Annotated in this window: 15 protein-coding genes; 4 read left to right on the top strand and 11 right to left on the bottom strand. The window is 43.1% G+C overall.

Annotated features, from left to right (window positions below):
- Positions 1-37 precede the first annotated feature (37 nt).
- Entirely contained in the window at positions 38-940 is a 903-nt protein-coding gene (locus Ami103574_RS08425) for a LysR family transcriptional regulator (RefSeq protein ID WP_246213115.1), read from the bottom strand.
- Between the two features lie 136 nt (positions 941-1,076).
- Here Ami103574_RS08425 and Ami103574_RS08420 point away from each other — a divergent pair, with 136 nt between their 5' ends.
- Positions 1,077-2,756 (top strand): arginase family protein, encoded by a 1,680-nt coding sequence (locus tag Ami103574_RS08420; protein ID WP_207710486.1) that lies wholly within the window; start codon positions 1,077-1,079, stop codon positions 2,754-2,756.
- Positions 2,757-2,871: 115 nt separating this feature from the next.
- On the opposite strand, the gene Ami103574_RS08415 is transcribed toward Ami103574_RS08420, so the two are convergent.
- The 8 genes from Ami103574_RS08415 to Ami103574_RS08380 form a co-directional block, all read right to left on the bottom strand.
- Positions 2,872-3,591 carry an SAM-dependent methyltransferase gene (locus tag Ami103574_RS08415; protein WP_163066532.1) on the bottom strand — a complete coding sequence of 240 codons (720 nt, stop codon included), beginning with the start codon at positions 3,589-3,591 and terminating at the stop codon, positions 2,872-2,874.
- A gap of 146 nt (positions 3,592-3,737) precedes the next feature.
- Positions 3,738-4,013 (bottom strand): CD3324 family protein, encoded by a 276-nt coding sequence (locus tag Ami103574_RS08410; protein ID WP_163066530.1) that lies wholly within the window; start codon positions 4,011-4,013, stop codon positions 3,738-3,740.
- A 133-nt stretch (positions 4,014-4,146) separates the two neighbouring features.
- Positions 4,147-5,247, bottom strand: a complete 1,101-nt coding sequence (rsgA, locus tag Ami103574_RS08405) for a ribosome small subunit-dependent GTPase A (protein ID WP_330586973.1) — start codon at positions 5,245-5,247, stop codon at positions 4,147-4,149.
- A gap of 397 nt (positions 5,248-5,644) precedes the next feature.
- Entirely contained in the window at positions 5,645-6,475 is an 831-nt protein-coding gene (locus tag Ami103574_RS08400; RefSeq protein WP_163066528.1) for a pirin family protein, read from the bottom strand.
- Between the two features lie 41 nt (positions 6,476-6,516).
- Positions 6,517-7,296, bottom strand: a complete 780-nt coding sequence (ygiD, locus tag Ami103574_RS08395) for a 4,5-DOPA-extradiol-dioxygenase (RefSeq protein WP_163066526.1) — start codon at positions 7,294-7,296, stop codon at positions 6,517-6,519.
- The gene (locus Ami103574_RS08390; RefSeq protein ID WP_246213114.1) at positions 7,293-7,826 is read right to left on the bottom strand and encodes a GNAT family N-acetyltransferase; all 534 of its coding nucleotides are present in this window, start codon (positions 7,824-7,826) and stop codon (positions 7,293-7,295) included. Before Ami103574_RS08390 ends, ygiD begins: the two co-directional genes overlap by 4 nt.
- Positions 7,827-7,905: 79 nt before the next feature.
- Entirely contained in the window at positions 7,906-8,661 is a 756-nt protein-coding gene (locus tag Ami103574_RS08385) for a class B sortase (protein ID WP_163066522.1), read from the bottom strand.
- Between the two features lie 29 nt (positions 8,662-8,690).
- Positions 8,691-13,676 carry a DUF7601 domain-containing protein gene (locus Ami103574_RS08380; protein WP_163066520.1) on the bottom strand — a complete coding sequence of 1,662 codons (4,986 nt, stop codon included), beginning with the start codon at positions 13,674-13,676 and terminating at the stop codon, positions 8,691-8,693.
- Positions 13,677-13,953: 277 nt separating this feature from the next.
- On the opposite strand from Ami103574_RS08380, the gene Ami103574_RS08375 reads away from it, so the two are divergent.
- Genes Ami103574_RS08375 through Ami103574_RS08365 form a run of 3 tightly spaced genes read left to right on the top strand, consistent with a single transcriptional unit; the run spans position 13,954 to position 16,128 of the window.
- A complete protein-coding gene (locus Ami103574_RS08375) occupies positions 13,954-14,778 on the top strand; it encodes an AraC family ligand binding domain-containing protein (RefSeq protein ID WP_163066518.1) in 825 nt (274 codons plus the stop codon).
- A gap of 22 nt (positions 14,779-14,800) precedes the next feature.
- Positions 14,801-15,709 carry a DMT family transporter gene (locus Ami103574_RS08370; protein ID WP_163066516.1) on the top strand — a complete coding sequence of 303 codons (909 nt, stop codon included), beginning with the start codon at positions 14,801-14,803 and terminating at the stop codon, positions 15,707-15,709.
- Positions 15,706-16,128: a DUF2000 domain-containing protein gene (locus tag Ami103574_RS08365; RefSeq protein WP_163066514.1), complete on the top strand. Its 423-nt coding sequence runs from the start codon at positions 15,706-15,708 to the stop codon at positions 16,126-16,128. The genes Ami103574_RS08370 and Ami103574_RS08365 overlap by 4 nt, the downstream gene beginning before the upstream one ends.
- An 11-nt stretch (positions 16,129-16,139) precedes the next feature.
- On the opposite strand, the gene Ami103574_RS08360 is transcribed toward Ami103574_RS08365, so the two are convergent.
- A complete protein-coding gene (locus tag Ami103574_RS08360) occupies positions 16,140-17,261 on the bottom strand; it encodes a response regulator (RefSeq protein WP_163066512.1) in 1,122 nt (373 codons plus the stop codon).
- Entirely contained in the window at positions 17,236-20,355 is a 3,120-nt protein-coding gene (locus tag Ami103574_RS08355; RefSeq protein ID WP_163066511.1) for a hybrid sensor histidine kinase/response regulator, read from the bottom strand. Before Ami103574_RS08355 ends, Ami103574_RS08360 begins: the two co-directional genes overlap by 26 nt.
- Between the last annotated feature and the right edge of the window lie 9 nt (positions 20,356-20,364).

The raw sequence follows: 20,364 nt of genomic DNA, 5'->3' as shown, positions 1-20,364 counted from the left end.
CACTCCCTTCTTTGGAATGATACCGCTATTTTTAGACCTAGAACCGATCACCATCTCCGTATTCCTCCGCAATCCATCTCTGTACATAAGTCAAAAATGTTTGAGCCGATGCAGACAGCAGGCTTTGATCTCGAACCGCGACTCCCAAATCTCGATAAGCCGGTACATCCAAAACTTTGCTCACCACCCGACGGCCGGTATCCTTCAAGACCAACTCCGGCAGAATACTAATCCCCAGTCCCTTTTCTACCATGGCTACAATGGCATAATCATCTTTTTCTGAGAAGCGAACTTCCGGTTGAAGATTCCAGGCTTGAAATAGCTCTAGCACCTCTGGTACTTCCTCATCTATGCCTTCATACAACTTTATATAGGCATAGTGCGGCAAATTGGCTAGAGGAAAAGTTGGCTGCTCTGCCAAGGGGTGGTTCTCTGGCAGAACGGCCACCAGTGGATCTCGCCTTAAAAATATGATTTCCAGCTGCTCATCCCCGGGCACTCGGACAAATGCGCAGTCAACCCGTCCATTTTTGACCCAAGCTTCATTTTCTTCATTGGTGCCGTGGAGCAGTTCAAACTGAATGTGTGGAAAATCTATTTGAAAAGCGGCAATCATTCCTGGCAGCCACTGAGCGGACACACTGGTAAACGTACCAACTCGCACTAGCCCCGACTCCAACCGTTGTATTTCCTTCACCTTGGCTGACAAGTTGTGATACCCGTTACAAATTGCCTGAAAATAAGGCAATAACTGCTGTCCATCCGATGTCATCCGCACCCCTGACCGCTCCCGAATAAGCAACGTCATTTGCATGTCCTTTTCCAAGGCATTCAGCAAGTGGCTGATGCCTGACTGGGTATAGCCCAAAGCTTCGGCTGCTTTAGTCAGACTGCCACATTCCACGGTTTTAATAAAAGCCCCATATTGAGACAAGCTCATAATAAGTCCCTCCAAATAATGAGTTATACTCATTATTATAATAACAAACATGCGTTTTACTAATTTTATTTTTTATATTATAGTTAAATTGTCTACAAGATACAAGAGATATTTTGCAAAAGAAAAAGTGAGGAGAGTGAATCCATATGAAAAAAAACATTTAAACCTTTTTATCCCCCAATGGCAGAGCGGCGGACAAGAAATGTCTACTTATGAAGGCGGCCTGGAAATCATCAACCATTACCTGCCGGATTGTGAACTTTCTACTGTTGATGTAAGCACTCAGCCCATCAGTCAACAAAAGAATAACATTCTCGGTTATGACGACATCATGAACCAGCTACGTCAAGCCAAAGAGCAGATTTCACAGCACCAGCCGAAAACCATTTTTACCATCGGCGGCGGTTGTGATTCGGATATGGCCAGCATCTCCTACCTCAACCAACTGACTCAGGGGGACATGACCCTGCTGTACTTTGATTCCCACGGTGATCTGCACACACCAGAATCCTCTGACAGCAAGTACTTTTACGGTATGCCCCTTCGAACCCTCCAGGGACAAGGTGATGAAAAAATGGTCCATACACTGTTTTCCAGTCTGGATCCTTCTCAGGTTATGCTGCTGGGAGCACGGGACTTAGATGAAGCAGAGAAACAATACATCAAGGATGCTCCCATCACAGCCCTGACGGTAGCTGATATGGAAAGAAGTACAGAAAAGGTCCTTTCCATGGTACGGGAAAAGAATCACCGCTATATCTATGTGCACATTGATTTAGACGTATTAGACCCTGGTGAGTTTCCTTACGTACCGGTTCCTGCTGCCAATGGCCTGAAAATACGTAATTTCTTAGAGATCTTGAAGAGGCTGAACCAAGAATTTCACCTCATCGGACTTGGACTTTTAGAATATAATGTCTCAGGCGGCAAGGAAGATGAGGTCATCAAAGAAATTGTACGGCTGGGATGCGGTATGGATACTAAAAAAAGAAATCACTTAAATCTTCTTTATCCACAGTGGCAGGGCGGCGGTGCAAATAAGGCCACCTACGAAGGAGCCTTAGATCTGAAAAAAGATTATTTAGATATGGAACAGTTTGTAGAAATTCCTGTGGACCTTCAGGAAGACTTGTCCATCGAAAACAATATCTGGGGCTATCACACCATCTATAAGCAGCTTCACACCGTAAAAGCGATGCTGGATACAGAAGAGCCTCACACCTTATTCACCGTAGGAGGCGGCGATGACGTGGAAGTCCTGCCCTTATCCTACATGAACTATACATCCCAAGGAGATCTAGCTGTGCTCTTTTTCGATGCTCATGGCGATCTCAACACACCAGAGTCCTCTCCTAGTAAGAATTTTCACGGCATGCCCCTCCGCACACTTCTGGGGGACACTCATGAAACCATCCTGGACCTGATGTATTCCACCCTCACACCTGCTCAGGTGGTTATGGTAGGGACTCGGGACTGCGATCCAGTTGAAGAGCAATATATCGCGGAGAATCAGCTTCGCGTAATCACAGCCCCTACGGCTAACCGCCAGCCAGAAGCCGTTCTTTCAGCTTTAAAAGAAAAAGGCAAGAAAAAACTCTATATCCACATCGATATCGATGTCATCGACCCGTTGGAATTTCCCTACCAGCCCGTTCCGGCAGCCGGTGGCCTGCACACGGAGACTCTTTCCAAGTTATTAAAGTTATGTTCTGAAGAATTTGAGGTAGTGGGCCTGTGCATGTTAGGCTATACCGCTTTAGGACAGAAGAAAATTGCTATTCTAGAAGAAATTATCCAGCTGGGCATGAGCATATAACATATACGATAAGATGAACTGAAGATAGAAAGAAATAGCGTAGCTAAAAAGCTACGCTATTTCTTATGTACCAGTGTGTCGAGACTTTTATATATAGGCCGCACTGTCTAAACTATTATTTTTTCCGCAGTACAAAAGCAATAAAATTCAGATATTTTCCGCCACCGGCCTCCATTGTTTTGCGGCAATGAACCGCTACCTCATTTTCTTCTTGTTTCAGCCAATCCTGCCAGACATTCTCGTTGCTTTCCATCTCGTATATAGAAAGAACCTCTGCATCCCGACTGCTGCTCACGATTTTCGTCCAATAAACAAGATCTCGCAGATAGGCAAGTTCCTCTGGTGACCAGGAGAGGAGCAGTTCTTTCGGCAGGTTATCATGGCAATCCTTTTTCAGTCCCGGCACACAGCAGTAAATATATCCACCGGGTTTAATAAAAGGCAGTAATTTCTCATCTAAGTATTTTGGATCACGTCCCCAATAATTGTAAGAGTCCGTGCTGACTACCGCATCAAAAAACTCTTTTTCAAAGGGCAACGCGGTAGCATCAGCCTTAACCGGTGTAACCTGATTAAGCGTTAAACCCATCTTATAAAAAAAACTGCGGTTTTCCGCTGGTTCACTCCATAAGTCAGCAGCATACACTTTGAAACCATAATCTTTTGCAAGCATAACACTTGTATGCCCTTGCCCGCTCCCCAGGTCGCAAACAAGACTTTCAGCAGGAATTTTATGATTTAGCAGCATTTCTTCCTGTAATTTAAAGGGATTAGGTCCCATAGCCGTCGACAGTAATTCGGGGGTGTTATATTTCTGGCTTTTTGGATATTCCATGGTGATCGCTCCTTATCTTCTCTGTTATCTGTTCTACTATTTTCTGCATGATTAAAGTGTATTACACTACGTCAGTAAAGGCACCCTACTAAACACTACAGAAATAAAAAAGCGACAGGACAATTCTGCCCTGCCGCTTTTCCTCTCTATCTATCCTTTTTCATTTCAGCCAGAATCTTGTATACAGTCTTTGGCGACAGGTAAAACGTATTTGCCAGCTGCTGGACAGGTGTACCACGCTGGTATTCCATAAAAATAGTTTCATTGCGTTTCTCAAGTAATGTCTTGCTATTACGCAATTCACCCCAGCCTTTTTTGTTTTCCTCTTTACGAGGAATATAAAGATATTCGCCGTCAATATGTTGTTGTATGACCAGAATCAACTCCTCTGGCAGTACATGATTTGCATTTTTGTAGACCATTGTGTACCTCCTAAATAATTGCCAAATAGGATTACGCAAGGACTATTCTTCCATTTGAATTATGCGCTAGCCCTTGCCGCACACAATACCGAATCCAATGCACCTTTAGGGATAAGACACCCCTCCTTTCATATTATCTATTATTCTTCTTATCTTTCATATATTTTTTTAACTGTTTCATTTCAGCCTTGCCACCGAACATTCTATGAAGCTTCTCGTTTTCAAGCTGGCGAGCATTCAGTCCATCATAGGATACTTCCCGCTGCAATTTTTGATAGCTCTCAAAGCGTTTTTGCGACAGTGTCCCCTTTTCAATGGCTTCCCTAATAGCACAGCCTGGCTCTACACCGTGAGAACAATCGCCAAACTTACACTGGGCAGCAATTTCTTCCACATCCTCAAAGGTTTTTGACAAGTTGCCCGTATGAATCTGTAACTCTCGCATACCAGGCGTGTCTATGACAATACCACCCTTTGGCAACAGCAATAACTGCCGGTGGGTTGTGGTATGTCTACCCTTGGCATCCTCTTCTCGTATCCCGTTTGTCGCAAGTACATTCTGCCCCATAAGACAATTGATAAGTGTAGACTTGCCAACCCCTGACGAACCTACAAAGGCAATTGTTTCTTCTGGTCTAATATAAGCGTTAAGTTCGCCAAACCCTTCTTCATTTTCAGAAGAACAGATGATAACAGCCACGCCCATGCTCACGGAAGCAATTTCCTTCAACTTAAGCGGTAAATCATTGCACAAATCGGATTTGGTCAGAATGATAACCGGGGTTGCCATACTGTCCCATGCAATGGTTAAATATCGCTCTATTCGACGAACATTAAAATCCGCGTTAAGGGACATACAAATGAAGATTGTATCAATGTTGGCCGCAATCACTTGCCCGACGTTTTCCGTACCGGCGGCCTGCCGTGCTAAAACGCTTTTACGACGCAAAATGTGATGAATAATGGCTTTGCCGTTACTTCCTTCCAATCGGTCAATCATTACCCAATCTCCAACGGCAGGGAAACTGGTTTGATCATCTGCCTGATAAGCAAGTTTTCCCGAAACACTCGCTTCCATTTCACCCCATTCATTGATTACTTTATATAACTCACGGTGTTGCTCGGTCACCCTGGCAATAAACAGACCCTCGTATAGGGTTGCTTCTTGGTTAAATCGTTCATTTAGTCCATAGTTTTTTAAATTGATATTCACTGCTTCAAAATCCTTTCGCAAAGTATACGTGTCCCCAATTCCTTTGCGACAAAAAAAGCGCAGTTACCCACTGCGCTGTAAAACCAACAAAAGGTGTCAATGAAACACATCTATTGGTCATTTCGTAAGGCATTTGGGCACACAAAACTAACAGGTCAAATTCCTGTTTCTGTGATACAAATAATTACCTTATCGAAGGACCGACATCAACACACCTCTTTCAAATACTTATTTGTATATAGAGTAACACCACGAATCAAAATTGTCAAATATCGATTATTCTAAGGAACAAAAAAACAAGTGCATCATCCATTAAGAATAGATACACTTGTTTTAGCAATTTTATTTAGCAGCTTTCCCTGCCCAGGTTTAAGACATATACACCCCTATGCAGGATTGGCTTGCCATGGTATATTCATTATTTGATAAAGGTCCCCTGCTCCAGTTCTTCAAAAGCTTTATTCAGCTCTTCTCTGGTATTCATAACGATGGGGCCTCCCCAAGCAATAGGCTCTTCAAGTGGCTTGCCTGAGAAAAAGATAAATCTGGAATCAGATTCCGCCGGAGCTGTCACCAAGACCTCGTCACCACTGCCGAAAAGAACCGCCGTCTTGCTGGATATCCGACTGCCATCCATGTAGCCGTCGCCTTCAATAAGGAACACAAAAGCCCTTTCTCCAGACTTTACCGGAATAGAAATATCCGCGCCTTTAGGCAGCGTCACGTCATAAATCGAAACCGGCAAGTGATTCGGCGTCACCCCGGTAGCCTCCTGAAAGCTGCCCGACAAAACCCGCACCTGTGCCTGACCGACCTGGGTCTCCCCAATCTGCTCATCGCCAATACTCAAATAGCGAGGCTCCGACATCTTCTCTTCTCTTGACAGGTTTAACCACAGCTGAAACCCTAGCATCCGTTCTGCTGCCAGAGGCATTTCCTCATGGAGAATACCGCTTCCTGCTGTCATCCATTGAGCCTCTCCCGGTCCGATGGTTCCACGGTTTCCCAAGCTGTCCTTATGCTCAATCTCCCCGGAGATTAGATACGTGATCGTCTCAATGCCCCGGTGAGGATGCATCGGAAATCCAGCCGTATAATCTGATGGCTCCTTGGAATCAAAAGAATCTAACATCAAAAAAGGGTCAAACTCCTGCACATTTTTATTGCCTAAAACACGAACAAGATGAACCCCTGCTCCATCAATAGCCCGCTGTCCCTTTACTTCCTGTATTACCTTACAAATACTCATAAAAACCAACATCCTTTCTTAAAATCTTATTTCTATCTTAGCTATACCGCTGCTCCAAACAGATACCCGGTCATGGACAGAGATCCCAGCACGCAAGCCTGATTAAATATAGTCAACTGATCATCCGCATCGGATGCGCCCAGTACATAAAGCAGCGGGGCATAGTGATCCAAAATCGGAACCGCCAAATCCGCTGCTCTGCCGGCCTGCTCATAGCCAACCAGCGCCTTATCTTCTTGCTTCCGAATATTCTCGGTTATATATTGATCAAACTCTTCCGCCCATGGATACCCAGACCGTTCCATGCTCCAATCCACCCGAGCTAAATTGTGTACCACATTACCGCTGCCAAAAATCAGCACGCCCTGTTCCCGAAGAACTGCCAGCTGCTGCCCAATCTGATAATGCTCTTCCGCAGATGCATAGCGATCCACGCTCAGTTGAAACACCGGGATATCCGCCTGAGGATAAATCCGATGCAGCACAGACCAGGTTCCATGATCTAATCCCCAGGAATTATCCGCCAACACTTCCCGGCTTATCAGTTTCATTACATTTTTTGCCAACTCAGGGGCTCCCTTGGCCGGATAAGTAATATCATAAAGTTCCTTAGGAAATCCATACATATCATAGATGGTCTCTCCTGCCTCCGAGGTCATAACCCGCGTTCCTTCTGTATACCAGTGAGCTGACACGGATAAAATAGCCTTTGGTCTAGGCATCTTCTGAGCCAGAGACCGCCACTCTTCAACAAACTCATTTTCCTCTACGGCATTCATAGGCGAACCGTGACCGACGAACAGCACAGGCATTTTCTTCATATCACTTCCTCCAATTTCTTCTCTAGGCAGACAAGCTGCACACCTTCTATACCATTGAACACACAAGATACAATCCCCGGCTCCTTATACCCCATTTTCCGGTAAAAGGCTCGAGCTACTTCATTTCTGACATTGGTATCCATGCGTAAATAGCGAATGCCCGCCTCTCTGGCCAGCTCCTCATAGAAGTTTACAAAAGACCGTCCACAGCCGTTTTTTGACTGAGCCGGATCCACCACCAGCGTATGCAACACTAAAACATCCTTCTCTGCTGCGGGATACTGCCAAGGGCAGTTTGCATATTCCGCAACCTGAACCTGATTGATAATAGCTGATCCAACAATAGTCTGCCCATCCGCCTCCATCACATACAAGTCCCCCCGGTTCAGGGCCTGGCGGGCGGTATCCTCCGTTGGATAAACGCCGCGCTTCCAGCCTATGCTGGCAGCATTTTTTTCCTCTTGATCAATAATAGCCTCATAGATACCGGCAATTCCTGCGAGGTCTCTTTCTACAGCTTTGCGTATCATCTTGTCCTCCTTCATCTGTCCAGGTCTAAAGCTGATTCAGCCTCACCCGCTTTCATATCTCCTCTTCTTTATATCTATTCTACTGCTTTTTTGCAGAACATTCCAGCTTTTTTGCCACTACAGCCAGACGACCATTTTCTGTCCAATAATCACAGGTGGACAAAGTAATCAACGAATCGCCATAGGATGCCGTCTTGCCTGTGGGATACAGGGATAATTCTTTGATGCCCCGAACATAAGCCTCAAACTCCTCTTGGGATTGAATGTCGGTGTACTTGTAATATTTAAAAATATTCTGATCCTGCTGATACACCTTCGATAAAAAGACGGCAATAATCTCATAGGTGCCTTCTTGATAAATGGTATCAAATTCAATAGTCGGATGCTCCTTATAAAAAGCTTCCTGCTCATACTCTTGCAGCATACCAAACATGCTGCCATCCTTAAAATAATGTCCATAGAGAATCCAGTTTCCCTGCTGATTGAATAGATCGCTGGCCACATCCAGATAAATCGCGCCGTATTTGCTTCGCTCCCCGCTGGGACCATGAGTCAAGTAAAAATCATTGTCCTCCATCGGCTTCATTACCGGATAATCCATCATTGTATCTTTAATTCTAATCCAGCCTGCAAACTCGGGGTTTTCTTCATAGATATCTCGATATTTAGCTAAAATTTTCGAATTCCCCTCGTCTTTGCTGGACTCTTCTACAGACTTACTCCACTGCTGGTTTAGGTGATAGAATAAATAGCCTTCTGTCAGTTGATAAACAATATAGGCTCCGCTGAGAATAAATATAAAAAAGAGGGCGATGGATAAAATTTTTAATTTCATGTCACACCGCCTCTCTTTTCTTCATCTAGTTATTTATTAATAATTTTTGCTTTCTTTCTCCGAACAGCTTCGGTAAGAAGTGCACCGATGGCTGACAGAATCATCAAACTCATCATCAGCTCCATGGCCATGAATTCTCTGCCTGTCTTTGGCGTATCGTCCAGGGCTCCAGTAGGAACTCCCTCATCGATTAGCTGTGCTAACGGAATGTCTTCTTCTTCAATAATCCAGCCTAAAGGTATATCATCATCTTCAATCTCTGAAATATTGACGCTGTCGTTTCTGTAATTCTTAAACTGAATTTCTAAGGCAGTCTTACCACTCTTCTCACTGAGATGGAAGGAATAGACCTTTTCGCTAGCCTTGTATCCATTCGGTGCCGTTCTCTCATACAGGAAGTATTTGGAACCTACATCTAAGCCATCGAACAGGGCTTCTCCGTTACCATCCGTAGTCAGCGTGCGGACAACCTGCCGATTTTCGTTCAGCAGTACAAATACTGCACCTGCCAACGTATCTGAGGTATTATCACCGTCCACTTTGATAATCTTAATGCTTCCTGGAATGATCTCAGGAACCACCGCCTCTGGCGTGGTGATAGCCTCTTTTGTAGTCGTGATGGCTTCATCTGTAGTAATACCACCTGGTGTGGTGGACGGTTTTTCTGGCGTTACACCGCCTGGTGTGGTGGTACCACCGCCACCGCCTCCACCGCTGCTTTTATGGTTGTCATTGATAAAGGCTGCAGTATTGCCGTCTATAACAATCGTACCATGGTCGCCTGTAGCAGTTGTCTTATAGCCTACTGCTGTATAGTCCTCTTCCGCCACCGTGTAGTCCGTACCTGCCGGAATGTCGGCTATGGTAATGGTCTGACCGTGAGCCAGAGTAACGATACCGCCGCTGGCAATACTCCCATTGGTGGTATTTCCAGTAGCACTATCCGACTTAACATAATCAAACAGTTTAACAGCTACATCCAGAGAGGTATTCATCAGAGACAGCGTAAAATTAAATTCTTTGTTTTTATCACCCTGGTTGCCTGTTACCGTTTTACTAATCATCAACTGACCGATGTCTCTGGTGTTAGTAAAAGATGCCGTATAGCTCTTGGTCTCATCTGTGATTGTTCCGTTCTCTCCCACAGCCGTTGTCAAATAACCATCCGCTCGGTAATCCTTTTCTGTCACCCCGTAGGCAGTACCTGCTGGAATATCAGCTATAGTGATTGTCTCACCGTGTTTCAGACTAACGGTACCTCCATTGACAATGGTTCCGTCGCCAATCTTATCTGTGCCATCATACTTGTCGTACTGGAACGGTCTAGTGGCCACGTTTACTGCCGAGTTGGTCAGATGCAAGGTAAAATCGAAAGACTTCTCCTGATCTCCTTTGTTTCCTGCCACAGTTTTCCCGATAGTCAGGCCGGCACTGTTCTTGCTGTTAGTAAAAGCCACCTGGACCGTTTGATCTACCTGGATAGAACCAGTTGCATTAGTAGCCGATGTCACATAGCCTGCATCCGCATAGTCTGTTTCTGATACACTGTAGCTAATATCCTTTGTGATATTCATAATATTGATGGATTGACCGCCTTTCAGGGTAAACTTCTCTCCGTTATGAATTTTTCCAGAAGTGCCGTCTGATTTTTGATAATCGTAGGTGCTGTTATCACCTAGGTTCAAAGTAAATTCGAATTCCTTATCCTGTTCTCCTTCGCTGCCGGTTACGGTTTTGGTAATGTTCAGGTTACCAACCGTTCCTTCTTGGAAATTTACGACATCCAAAGTTTTGAGTGCATTTCCATCTGTATTGCCGTCAATGCTGGTGATTACTTTTCCCGTAGCCGAATCCGTTACAATGGATACCGCCCATTCTTTCTCCGTAAGCTTATAGCCTGTCGGTGCTTTAGTCTCTTTCAGGATGTATTCACCCGGGGTAATGGTCCTCAGCTGAATTAATCCCTGGGCATCGTAGATACCTTCTTTAATGATTTTCATGGTATCCTTGGCATACAAGGTAAACACAGCACCGGTTAGTAGTTTGCTGCTTATATCTTTCTTCGATATTTTAATCAAACCGCCTCGTAAGAAGGTAGCATCGGCATCGGCTTGTGCAACCACATAACTTTGCTCTTCCTCTTCTGCCATTATGTCTTTCCCATACAAGCTCACTTTGTTGGTCAGATTAGTGCCCGGATTTCCTGTGATATCAGTCACATACATCAATCGATACGCCTGATGCGTATCTGGCAGCGTAAAGGTTAGGATGCGTTTTGTATTATCATAGGCGATATAGGTTGCTAAAGCTCCCTGCGTTAAGGCCTCCCCATCTTCATAGGTACCGTCCTGTTTCAGTGTCAGCTTCGTCACCGTGATATTGCCGTTGGCCAGGTCCAAATTTCCTTGGGCATTTAGCCGAAGATCTAAGCCCGCTGGCAACTTATCTGTAATATACTCCCCTAGGTGCTCCATCTCATACGGCTTATAGTTTACCGTCCAAGTCAAGGCGCCCTTTGTCGGGATATCCTTTCCATAGACCTTACTCAAGATTTTACTGATGATGGTAACTTTTGCCGTATCAGTCGGATTACTGCTAGACGAATAGTGCTCATTGGTCATAGCCACTGAATTCCATGCGGTGGAAGTAAGGTTTTCGGCAAAGTAGTCATTCAGCAACACTTCCTTCGGACCGGCCTTTACCTCAATCCAATATGGTTTATCTAATTTTTTGAAAATAAAGGTCATGGCCTCCGGTGTGCTGTCAGTTCCTTTCGTTATCCCCTCATAAGTTAGTATGCTGGAATAATCTGAAATCACGTTTCCCGAATTGTTTTTAAGGATAAACGCTGAACCAGAGATTTCTTTAAACTCCCAGCCTGCCGGCAACGTATCGGTCACCTTCAGATTGCCCAGTGCCGTTCCGTCAACAGTTGTCTCATCTCTAGTTGCATCTGTCAGGCCATTGTTGTTTACTTCGATTCGAAAAGTAGCAGACTTATCGATGTAGTCAAACCCACCGTTCAGCACACTCTTTTTCAGCATATCGCTGGAAACAGTTTTTTGTGCCTCTGCCGAAGTAATCACAGACGAATCGCTGAAAAGCGTAGCTGTGTTTTTAAGCGTGCCACCATTATTGGAGGCGTAGATATCTGGATTCGTGATTAAGGTATCATAGGTGAAGTTGTGAGCTTTAGCAGAATCCAACGCAGATTCATCCGCTTGCGTGATTACCAGCACATCAGCCACTGCTTTTCCACTGCTGTCTTTTATCGTATGCACGGTCACTTTCAACCCGCTGCCGATAAAAGAATTCGTCACATACCGCTGATTGTAAGAAGCCGTCAGCTTACTTACATCTAAATTGGTAATAGTGGTCAGACCTGTGGCTCCCTCAGGTGATTCTATTTCGATTCCCGACGTAGTAAAGGCACTGTTTGCATAAACCAGTAGCTCCATCACTCGGAGGTTTCCTCCATAAGTCTGTTTCTTCGTATCCACATTCACCGTCCAGTGGATTTTGTGATCAGCTTTATCATAGCTTGAGCCTGCTGACTTGCTAATAGGCTTCATACCTATGCCCACTGTCACACCATCGCTTTTGAGACCTCCTGGTGCAGAGATTCCAGTCCCTTTTAGGGATGCAGCATTGGTAAAGTTTTTTATCTCTGAGGATTCATCGGTACTGATCACCTTTGTTTCGAAGAGAATCCGCACCTCTTTACCGGATAAATCATTTCCTAAATTAAAGATCAAGGGATTTGTAGCACTTACAACAGCAGCAGAAGTGGCCACCGTGCTCCAAGCAGCAGATGAGGTCGTTCGATATTGAACTGTAGCTGACCCATCAACATATTCCAAACCCTCTGGCAGCTGATCCGCTATGGTTGCACCATTGATTCCTGCAAAATTGGGATTAGCCGTGATTTCCCACTGGATTCGCCGATTCTCCGGCTTATACTCTGTATCACTTCCCTGGGATCCATCTACCACTTTACCTGATTTAGTGATCCAGCTCATCTTAAATCCAGCCTTACCAGATAATTCTTTTGCAACGATACTACTTCCAGTAGTAATAGTTGCTGTATTAGAGATATTTTGCTGGTTCGTCGTGTAAAGCATGCTGTCTAGAATAGCTGTTTGGAAAAAAATATAATTATCTCCTGTATATGTATCATCTGTGAACGCATAGGATAGCTTTTTAGTGTTACTATCATAGACGCTTGAATCAGCCACCTGACTGGCCGCATCCCTATCATCTATTTTACCTATTTTAAAACTGCCTGGAATATACGCTTTATCTGAGGTATTTAGCTCATCCTCAAACGTATATCCATTCATGCTAAGTCCCGTGCTTCCCTGTACGGCTGATACTTTCACCTTCCAGTTCACCACTTTGTTGGCTAAGTCCACAGTACCGCTTTTATTGCCGTTGATCGTAACAGGCTTGGCTGGAACCACGATAGTGTAATCCTTATCCAGAATAGTCACGGTGTAGGTACCGCCTTCATCCTTAATCAGGGATTCATCCAATTTCAATGTAGCATTGAAATTAGCGGAAAAATTTTCACGAGGATCTGCTTCTTCATAATTCACAATATTTGTAAATATAATTGCAGCCTTGGTTCCCCCAAAAGTGACATTTCCCACTGTCTCTGAGCCCTGTTTTGCCTCTTGCGCCGCCGTATTGGATAGAACCAGGTTATTAGGCAGTGGCATTGTACAGCCATCCCCACCTACAACATATGTGCTTGGATCTGTATTGCTGGGATTGTCACCTAGTACAGGGAATGCCAGCGAATAACTGATTACAATATCCTTTGTATAGTCCAGCACTCCGTCTGTGATTTCCTCGCCGCCTTGAGAGACTTTGGATGCAGTCACTGTCACAATATTCGTCACATCTTTTCCACTCATATCCGCATACGCTATGGGCGGCGGAATCAGAGAGAACAACAACAGCAGTACAAGGGTAAAGGCAATGGGTGCTGCTGGGTTTCTTTCTCTTCTTCTCATGTTCATTTCCTCCTTCTTCTTTTATTCATATTTCCTGTGTATACTTTTCAGCAATAAATTCCTTGCCTAGTATACCCTGTCTTATTGTACCTGGCTTTCCTCACAAAACACTCACAAGAGCTCCTCTATTTAAGAGATACGCCACCGACGGATGGACGACCAAGAAACAGCCATATAAGTAACTAAACTTTTAAAATGAAAGGCAATATCATACAAGAATGTTATAGCCTCTTGTGGTACACTAAGTATCAAAGCCTCAGGAAAGGAGGACAAGTTCGTGAAACAAGAGATAAGAACGGTAAAGTATGATGCTGAATTGAAAGTAGAAGCCTATCACTTTCAGGGAATTATGCAGAAATTCCCCAATCATTTTCATGAATATTACGTAATTGGCTTTGTTGAAAAGGGTCAACGTCTTTTGTCCTGTAAGAATAAAGAGTACACCATAGAGCCAGGCGATTTATTGCTATTTAATCCCCGGGATAACCATACTTGTGAACAACTCGACAACAGCAGACTGGATTATCGCTGTATCAACATCCAATCAGAAATTATGAGCAAGACAATTTTTGAAATAACGGGAAAAGAGCACTTACCCTATTTTACACCACCAGTAGTTTTTCGTAGTGAATTGGTTTCTGACCTCCGAGAATTACATCAAATGATGATGACGGAAGAAAAAGATTTTAGAAAAGAAGAAATCTTCTTTTTTCTTTTAAAACAATTGATAGAAGAATACACGGAACAGACCGTAGATCTCGAAAACACCGTGCAAAGTGTCGAAGTAAAAACAATCTGTGAGTTCTTAGAAAAGCATTACATGGAGAATATTACCCTAGATGAACTTGGCGAGCTGACGGGGCTCAGCAAATACTACCTTCTCCGCTCTTTTACCAAGCAAAAAGGCATTTCTCCTTATAGCTATTTAGAAACGATACGCATTGATAAAGCAAAGAAAATGTTGGAGCGAGGTATTTTGCCCATAGATGTGGCTTTACAGACAGGGTTTGCCGATCAGAGTCACTTTTCCAATTTTTTTAAGAAGTTTATCGGACTGACTCCAAAACAGTATATGAATATTTTTAAAGATACTCATCACTAATTTTTTTGCAGAAAGGGTTTTCATGAATAGAAGAAAAGAAATTACAGGACATTTATTTGCATTTATTACAATTTTTATTTGGGGTACAACTTTCATCTCCACAAAACTACTTTTGGAAGCCTTTTCACCAATCGAAATACTCTTCTTAAGATTCATCATCGGTTTCATGGTATTGTTCATGGCATACCCTCATTGGTTGAAAGTCAAAGAGAAAAAACAGGAATTGTATTTTGCTGCCGCCGGTTTGTGTGGTGTCACACTATATTATTTGCTCGAAAATATTGCTTTAACTTACACCTTGGCCTCCAATGTAGGAGTCATCATTTCGATCGCACCATTTTTTACTGCTGCCTTTGCACACAGGTTTTTAGATGGTGAAAAATTGAGATTACAGTTTTTTATAGGTTTTATGCTTGCTGTAAGCGGTATTTTTCTCCTCAGCTTTAGCGGAAGCAGTAACTTACAGCTGAATCCATTGGGAGATATATTGGCTGTTTTAGCTGCAGTAGTGTGGTCCATCTATTCGGTCTTGACAAAAAAAATCAGTGGTTTTCATTATAATACCATCCAAGCAACCCGGCGAGTTTTCTTTTATGGCCTGGTGTTTATGCTGCCCGCATTGTTTCTATTTGGATTTGAACCAAACCTGAAGCAATTGCTCCAGCCAGTCAATTGGTTTAATATTCTCTTCTTAGGATTAGGAGCGTCTGCTCTATGCTTTGTAACATGGAATTCTGCGATTAAAATGTTAGGGGCAGTAAAAACCAGTGTCTATATTTACATGGTTCCAGTCATAACCGTTATTACTTCTGTCATTGTACTTCATGAAACAATTACCAGCATGGCGATTTTGGGCATTATGTTTACATTGGCGGGATTATTTCTTTCGGAACTTAAAATCTCTATAAAACAAAAGGAGCTTCAAGAATGAACGATTCTACTATGAAATGTGTCATGATTATCGATTCCGAACTGCCGATTGGCATTGTCGCAAACACTTCTGCTATTCTAGGAATCACATTGGGCAAGCATATACCTGAAAAGGTTGGCTCAAATGTAACCGATGCCTCTGGTCAAGCCCATTTAGGTATTATTACCCTTCCAGTCACCATGCTTCGTGGAAATAAAGAGATATTGAGAAATTTGCGAGAACGGCTACACACCCCGGAGTTTACTGATTTGGTCGTAGTTGACTTTTCTGATATTGCGCAAAGCTGCAATATATATGCTGAATATATTGCAAAGGCAGCCATTACTACAGAGGAAGATTATATGTACTTAGGCCTTGCCCTTTATGGCAACAGGAAGAAAGTAAACAAACTAACCGGTTCTATGCCACTTTTAAGATGATAGGCTTGCTGTTAAATTTTATTTAAAAACTTCTTATAAGAATCTTTTGTAAAGGCTTTCGGCTCCAATGCCAACTCTTGAATCAAATACTCCTCTAACCGTCTGTAGCAGCGAATCAGCTTTTCCTTATTGCCGGTGAGGTAATGAAGCTTCATCAACTTTACCACCGTCTCTTCACTGGCAGGCTCTCGATTCAGCACCGCTTCCAGATGGTCTTCCGCCTGCTCATACTGCTGGCAGGACATGCAGTAATCAGCCAGTTTCTCCCTTCCTTGCAGATAAGCCCGATTAATGCGTTCACCGTGCTCCAGCGCCCATAGGTAGCCTTCCGTCTCAAAGAGTTCTCCATGGTATAAGTCTAGGACTTTTTCAAGGCTATAGGCATTTTCCAAATTGACCGTGGGATTGTGCTGGAGATAATTCATCATTTCCTCACCATCCCACCAGAAGTCCTGCATATCCATGGTATACTTTCCTTTGACACAGCGGATAGCCGTTTCCATACCTGCTTCCCGCAAAGTCTTTTTCATGCGGTTTATGGTACTATGGAGGCTATGATTCGCTTTCTCCGGTGTAGCGCTGGGCCAGAGAATGTCACATAGCTGCCATTTATCCACGGGTCTGCCCTGTTGACAAAGAAAATAGGCAAAGAGCTCCTGGGCTTTGCTAGTAGGCCAGCCAATCGCCTCTTCTTCACCAGGACCATACACCTGTAAGCCTCCCAGTGTCTCCACCTTATTCTTTCTCTGCTGCTCTTCTGGCTGTTTTTGAACGTTATGCCTCTTTAGCAGACGGCTAATAGTACGGTTCAGATTTTCTTCAGTAACAGGCTTTAAGATGTAATTCACAGCCCCTACTTCAAAGGCTTCCAATGCGTAATGCTCATAAGCGGTCACAAAAACCACCTGCACATCCTCCCATTGCAAGAGTTTTTTGGCCAGCTGAATACCATTTAACTCCATCATTTCAATGTCGGAGAAAATCACATCAGGTCTCAGCGCCGATATCTGTTCCAGCGCTTCCTTTCCATTTAAGAACTCTCCCAAAATTTGAATGTTTCCGTTTTTTAAAATGGCTCGCTTTAGCAGTTCTAAGCTCGGCCGCTCATCATCTATGATAATCGCTTTCAACATGCTTACTTAACTCTCCCATATTTTGCTTCATAATAATTGTCACGGTCGTTCCCCGCTCCCGCTGACTTTCGATTTGAATCTGCGCTTGACTCCACCTTTTTAACCGTTGGTTAATATTAGAAAAGCCAATACCCTGATTTTCTCCTTCACCGTACTGCAAGGCATACAGCTTTTCTTTGGTCATACCGATACCATCATCCATAACTTCTATATAAATATCTCCCGCCCTTTTTTCCACAGTCAGCCGCACAGTACCGCCCTCCGACTTTTGCAAAAGACCATGCTTAATGGCATTCTCTACCAAAGGCTGGATACAAAGGGGCGGTATTTCCGCCTGCAAAAGTTCCGGATCAATATTGTAGACCATCTGAATTTTATCTTCAAATCGGGCCTTTTCAATGGCAACATAAGCTTCTATCAGTTCCAGCTCCCGTTTCAAAGAAATCAGCAAAAATCGCTGATCCACGTGAAAAATCATCCGCAGATATTTACTGAAATCTGACAACAGGGTGGCTGCTTTTTCACTGTCTGTGTAACAAAAATAAATAATCGTGTTGATGGCATTATATAAAAAGTGTGGCTTAATTTGTGCCTGTAAAAAAGATAATTCATTTTTCAAGGTCTCATCCAAGGACTTTTTTAATTCAATCAGCGTTTTTACACGGGCTCTCAGTTCAGAATTTCGAAATGGTTTTTTGATGAAGTCGTTTGCTCCAGATTGCAGCGCCCAATTTAAATCATCCTTGTTCATATTGATAACAGAAAGGACAATAGGCAACTCAATCAGCGAATAATTTTCTCTAATCTTTTTACAGAGAGCAATTCCTGAAATCCCCGGCATCATATCATCTAATATGACCAGATCAATTTTATAAGCCGCGATAATTTGCAGAGCTTCCTCACCAGAAAGTGCCATTAAAATATGGTAATTGTCCTGTTCTAAAATAGACATAGCAGTTTGGATGTTCACATTTTCATCATCAACAATCAAAACTGTGCGTTTTTTCGTTTCCCACTTCTGGACTTCTGCCAGAGACAAAAGTTCTGAGTTATGCTCTGCTGTGTAAGATTTTTTTTCTTTTTGTAACTTTTTCTGAGGTATAAGCGTGGGCAATTTTTTCTTTTCGACTTCTGCCCGAGGTAATATCAGCGCAAAACAACTGCCCTCATTTGGTTTGGACCATTCCACATAAAGCCTGCCCTGCATGAGCTCTGCCAGACGGCGGGAAACATATAAGCCTAGTCCAATTCCCTCCGCAGTTAAGGTTACATAAGGTTGAAATATGTCACCCCATCGATTTTCTGGGATTCCCATGCCGTCATCCTCCACATAGATAAGGACTTTATTCTTTACATACCTTCCCCGAATCCGTATGGTACCCCGATCCATATTCTGCAAGGAATTAAGAATCAGGCTGCATAAAATCTGCCGAATTCGGCTTTCGTCTGCTTGTACAAAAAGGAAGGATGGTAATTCCACTAATAGGTTAATTTCTTTGTTTTTTGTCAGCTCCTGCATACTGGCCACCGCTAACTCTGCACAAACCTTTATATCCACCAAGGAGGATTCTAATTTTAACTGATTATTGTTCAGCAGTGCCAAATCTTGTGAAGTATTGACGATATTTAGAGATTTTTGCATGATGCCTCTGGTAAAAAAAGCATTCTCCAGCGATTTTGCTTGAGAATAACTTGTGTTCAATTCCTTTTCTCCTGAACATTCTCTGATAATCTGTTCTGCCATATTTAAGATGCTGTTTAAAGGAGCCTTTAAAGCATAGGAAGTCTTGATCATAAATTCGTCTTTTACCCGGTCCATCTTCACCACCTTTTCATAGCTGGAAGACAGTTGAAAAGCCAAGGTAATCTGAGAGAAAAAAACAAATCCGCAAAAGCCGATAGACCCAATGATTCGACTGGAGCTCCAGGTAAGGTTTCGAAGAAAGTTATCAGAAAAAGTCAAAAGTAAGCAAATATTGCACAACAAATAGAGCAGAATCTCTTTCTTCTGAATGGCATCACTGCTTGCCGCTCTATAGGCCCTCCATAGTTTAAAAATCAGATATAAATAAATCAGGCAGATGAACAGATAAATCACGCCATTGAAATAACTGCTATATCGATAATTCGCTACCAAAACGACTAAAGCATAAAGAAGAAACAACACCCGCACAATCTTCATCACCAGATCCGGTATCATCTTCTTCTCTCGATATTTTATGTAAGATATAGAAAAAAACGGGCCACCCATCAGGCTGAACAACTGAATTTTACAGAATAATTCAAAGGGAATGCTGGGGAAAAAGCCGTAAATTAGCTTCTGACCTGTAAAAAGCATCAGAACAGCGAAGGTAAAAAACTGAAAAGCCCAGTATAAATCCCCCTTATTCTTCTCACTGGTGTAACAGACATATAGTAAATAAATACCAAAGAACAGCGCTAAAATAGCTCCTGATAATTCTACCGCAGAAATCATCGATTTTTGTGCTTCAATATGCTTTTGTGTACCTAAAATAATTGTATAAGAGTTGTCACTTGGAAAAGGGTAATTATAGTTTGCCGTTTGAAGCACAATCTCTATCTGTCCCTCCATCACGTCAAAATAGGCGTTATAAGGGGCATTTTTAGGTATATACTCCTCTTGGCTTTTCGATGGATTTCCGCTGGAACCTTTAAATAATCCATTTATATAAAGCTTATTACTCATGCGGATATTATCGATTTTTAATCCAAGGGGTTCCTCAGAAGCCTTCATCTTTACAATCATTCTATAGGTCTGTGCCCCCATAGGTTTTGCTTGCATCCCCTGATCTTTTTCAAATCGACTAGCCGTCAGGTTGATGTAACCGGTCTTTTTAGGTTTACCATCTTTTGTATTATGGAAATCTTCCGGAGTAAGCAATTGATTCTCATAATATTCCCATTCCCCATCTAAGTTGGCCAGTCCATCCTGCTGGAAATCCCAAGCAGACAAATCCAGCTGTCCCTTCAGGGCAGCTGGCGACTCTTTGATAAAAAACAAATCCGAGGTAAAAAGCACCCCAATAATAAAGATACACAAAAGAACAGCAATTGTCCTTACACTAGTTTTCATGATTGCCCT

The organism is Aminipila butyrica (assembly GCF_010669305.1).
Taxonomy (GTDB): Bacteria; Bacillota; Clostridia; order Peptostreptococcales; family Anaerovoracaceae; genus Aminipila; species Aminipila butyrica.
The sequence above is the reverse complement of the archived record's forward strand: the minus strand, read 5'-3'. Positions and strand labels throughout refer to the sequence as shown.